The sequence below is a fragment of the Limnohabitans sp. genome, from assembly GCF_031538885.1.
Classification (GTDB): domain Bacteria; phylum Pseudomonadota; class Gammaproteobacteria; order Burkholderiales; family Burkholderiaceae_C; genus Limnohabitans.
In genome coordinates this window covers 1-3449 of sequence record NZ_JAVKLW010000017.1, presented here as the reverse complement: position 1 = coordinate 3449, position 3449 = coordinate 1, and the positions used below count along the sequence as shown (strand labels likewise).

Annotated in this window: 5 protein-coding genes; 4 read left to right on the top strand and 1 reads right to left on the bottom strand. The window is 56.6% G+C overall.

The window, feature by feature from the left end:
- Nucleotides 1-159 precede the first annotated feature (159 nt).
- Nucleotides 160-807 carry a trimeric intracellular cation channel family protein gene (locus tag RMS03_RS01190; RefSeq protein WP_310625298.1) on the bottom strand — a complete coding sequence of 216 codons (648 nt, stop codon included), beginning with the start codon at nucleotides 805-807 and terminating at the stop codon, nucleotides 160-162.
- Nucleotides 808-904: 97 nt separating this feature from the next.
- Here RMS03_RS01190 and queE point away from each other — a divergent pair, with 97 nt between their 5' ends.
- The 4 genes from queE (at nucleotide 905) to RMS03_RS01170 (ending at nucleotide 3143) form a co-directional block, all read left to right on the top strand.
- Entirely contained in the window at nucleotides 905-1540 is a 636-nt protein-coding gene (gene queE, locus RMS03_RS01185) for a 7-carboxy-7-deazaguanine synthase (RefSeq protein WP_310625297.1), read from the top strand.
- Nucleotides 1537-1911: a 6-carboxytetrahydropterin synthase gene (locus tag RMS03_RS01180; protein ID WP_310625296.1), complete on the top strand. Its 375-nt coding sequence runs from the start codon at nucleotides 1537-1539 to the stop codon at nucleotides 1909-1911. Before queE ends, RMS03_RS01180 begins: the two co-directional genes overlap by 4 nt.
- 2 nt (nucleotides 1912-1913) lie before the next feature.
- Complete coding sequence (locus RMS03_RS01175; RefSeq protein ID WP_310625299.1) at nucleotides 1914-2318, top strand: S4 domain-containing protein; 405 nt, start codon at nucleotides 1914-1916, stop codon at nucleotides 2316-2318.
- A 114-nt stretch (nucleotides 2319-2432) separates the two neighbouring features.
- A complete protein-coding gene (locus RMS03_RS01170) occupies nucleotides 2433-3143 on the top strand; it encodes a YebC/PmpR family DNA-binding transcriptional regulator (protein WP_310625295.1) in 711 nt (236 codons plus the stop codon).
- Nucleotides 3144-3449: the final 306 nt, after the last annotated feature.

Sequence of the window (3449 nt, the reverse complement as noted above, 5' to 3'; positions counted from 1 at the left end):
TTTGGTATCGTTCTTCTCGGCTGAGGTGCTTGTACATTGGGCAACTTCGACTTGGCTGTTAAAGCGGCCATGATGCTCTCGCATCCTCAGCCACCTATAACCAGTTCATCTTTGTTGCACTTCGTCCTTGAATCCGCCTTTTGAAAACATATCGCCAACTCAGTCTTCAATCTTCCAAGTCGGCAACCGCCATTCAAACTGCAACGCGGCCAAGCGCAGCAGCGTGACAGTGCCAGCGCCAATCGCCACCACCCCATTGGGGTCAAAGTCCAAGTACTGCAACAGCACCACCACCCAACTGCCAGCAAACGCACACACGGCGTAAGGGTGGTGATCATGGAACGCACAGGGGATTTCGTTGCACACAATGTCGCGCAACACGCCACCAAAGGTGGCAGTGATCACACCCATCAACACCGCAATAAGCGCTGGCATTTGCAGACCTAGGGCGATTTGTGTGCCGCTGGCTGCAAACAAACCTAACCCCAAAGCATCAGGCCATTGCATGGACTTCTCTGTGGGCTTGAAGTGCTTGGCACGCATTAGCAGCATGGCAGCTAAGCACAACGCCAGTACCGACCAGACATACCAAGACTGCTCAATCCAAAACAAGGGCCGACGGTCCAGCAACACATCACGCAAAGTGCCGCCGCCAAAGGCCGCCACACTGGCAACCGCGCAGACGCCCACTGCATCGAGCTTTTTACGAGCCGCCGCCATCACGCCCGATAACGCAAAGGCCACTGTGCCTGCGATTTCAATACCCGTTTGCACACCTGACAAGGTTTGCGTCGTCAAGACGTCCATCGTCTGAATCCCTTTGAACAAGCTAAAAGCACAAGTGTCGCACCTTCAATCGGTGTCCAATCACAAGTGATGCCTAACTTGCTGCGAAAATAGCGCCATGACGTACAGCGTGAAAGAAATGTTCTACACCTTGCAAGGTGAAGGCGCCAATGCAGGGCAAGCCGCCGTGTTTTGCCGTTTCGCAGGCTGCAACCTGTGGAGCGGCAGGGAAGAAGACCGCAGCAGCGCCATTTGCCAGTTCTGCGATACCGACTTTGTGGGCACCGATGGCACACACGGCGGCAAGTTTGACAGCGCCCAAGCCTTGGCGGCGGCGATTGTCAGCTTTTGGCCCGCCACCGACACGGCACACCGCTTTGTGGTGCTGACTGGGGGCGAGCCCTTGCTGCAAGTGGACCAAGCCTTGGTGGATGCCCTGCACGCCCTGCACTTCTCAATTGCAGTGGAGACCAACGGCACGGTGCAACCACCCAAAGGCATTGACTGGCTGTGCATGAGCCCCAAAGCAGGTAGCCAACGCGTGGTCGCAGCCGGTCAAGAGTTGAAGCTGGTGTATCCACAAGCAGGTGCAGAACCTGCGCTGTATGAATCTTTGAACTTTGAACACTTTTACTTGCAGCCCATGGATGGGCCGAACGCAGCCACCAACACCGCCGCTGCCGTGGCCTATGTCCAAGCTCACCCACGCTGGCATTTGAGTGTGCAAACCCATAAGTTGATTGGCATCCGATGAAATTTGAACTCAGCCAACGCTTCTACTTTGAAGCTGCCCACACCCTGCGCCGCAAAATTGATGCGGCTGGCAGCCTGCGTATCCACGGCCACACCTACCACGCCGAGGTCACCCTTGCAGGCAAGCCAGACCCCGAGTCCGGCATGATGATGGATCTTGGCTTTTTACGCCAAGAGGTGGGAAAAGTCCGCGAAAAACTGGATCATCACTTTCTCGACGAAGTGGCAGGCATCGGCCCAGCCACCTTGGAGAACCTCTGCGCCTTCATTTACAACGATCTCAAAAGCGCACTGCCCAACATCCAACGCATCACGATTGAGCGCCCCGCCAGTGGCGACAAGTGCAGCCTGATGCCCAACGACAACATTTGAACGTGGACAGCCTGCGCATCGACAAGTGGTTGTGGGCCGCACGGTTCTACAAAACACGCAGCCTCGCGTGCGATGAAGTGACCAAGCACCGTGTGCAAATCAACGGCCAAGACGTCAAGCCCGCCCGCGAAGTCAAGGTCGGTGACGCCTTGCAATTACGCCAAGGCAACGTGACAAAAACCATCGTTGTCAAAGGCATCAGTGCCACACGTGGGCCCGCTCCCGTGGCGCAACAGTTGTACGAAGAGACGCCCCAGAGCATGGCTCTGCGCGCCAAGCAAGCCGAGCAAAATCGCTTAGCCTTTGAGCCAGCACACAGCATCGAACACGGTCGCCCCACCAAGCGCGACCGTCGCCAAATTGAATACGCATGGAACGAGCGCTGGAGCGCGAGTGCCGACAAATAAACACACAGTCACAAAGGAAAAACCATGCCCCCCCACGTTCATCACTTGGTGTATTCACTGGCCCCAGAAGGGGTGCAAGCCTCCTTTGAGACCGCTCGGCAGGAGGCTTGAATCATGGGTGCTCAATGGAAAGCCAAAGGTAAAGACTTAGCCGCCAACGCCAAAGGCCGCGTTTTCAGCAAACTCGCCAAAGACATCATGGTCGCGGCGCGCAACGGCGCCGACCCTGCGGCGAACGCGCGGTTGCGCATGGTGATGGAGCAAGCCCGCAAGGTCTCCATGCCCAAAGACACGCTGGACCGTGCGATCAAAAAAGGTGCAGGCCTGACCGGTGAGTCGGTGCAGTTTGAACGCGTGATTTACGAAGGCTATGCCCCGCACCAAGTGGCGGTGATGGTCGAGTGCTTGACCGACAACGTCAACCGCACAGCACCCGAAATGCGCGTGCTGTTTCGCAAAGGCCAGCTCGGTACCTCTGGCTCGGTCGCTTGGGACTTTGACCACATTGGCCTGATCGAAGCTGAACCCACGTCCGCCGATGCCGATGCTGAATTAGCGGCCATCGAAGCGGGGGCACAAGACTTTGAAGCGGGCGATGAAGGCACGTCGGTGTTCATCACCGACCCTGCCGACCTCGATCTCGTCAGCCGCGCCCTGCCCGCGCATGGCTTCAACGTGCTGTCAGCCAAGCTCGGCTACAAGCCCAAGAACCCTGTCGACCCTGCCACCTTGAGCGCAGCTGATTTGGAGGAAGTCGAAGCCTTCCTCTCCGCCATTGACGACAACGACGATGTGCAAAACGTCTATGTGGGACTGGTGAGTTAACTTCACACATGACAGCAGCAACACAAAAACCCAAAGACACCGCGGGTGTTTGGGGGATTGCCTTCGGCACTTGAAACTCAACTGTTGCATGGGGCATACCCAAGACAGAGCCCAACGCATCCCGATAGAGGGCGATGCACTGGCTATGCCCACGACTGTTTTTTACAAGGCGGATTCAAGGACGAAGTGCAACAAAGATGAACTGGTTATAGGTGGCTGAGGATGCGAGAGCATCATGGCCGCTTTAACCGCCAAGTCGAAGTTGCCCAATGTACAAGCACCTCAGCCGAGAAGAACGATACCAAA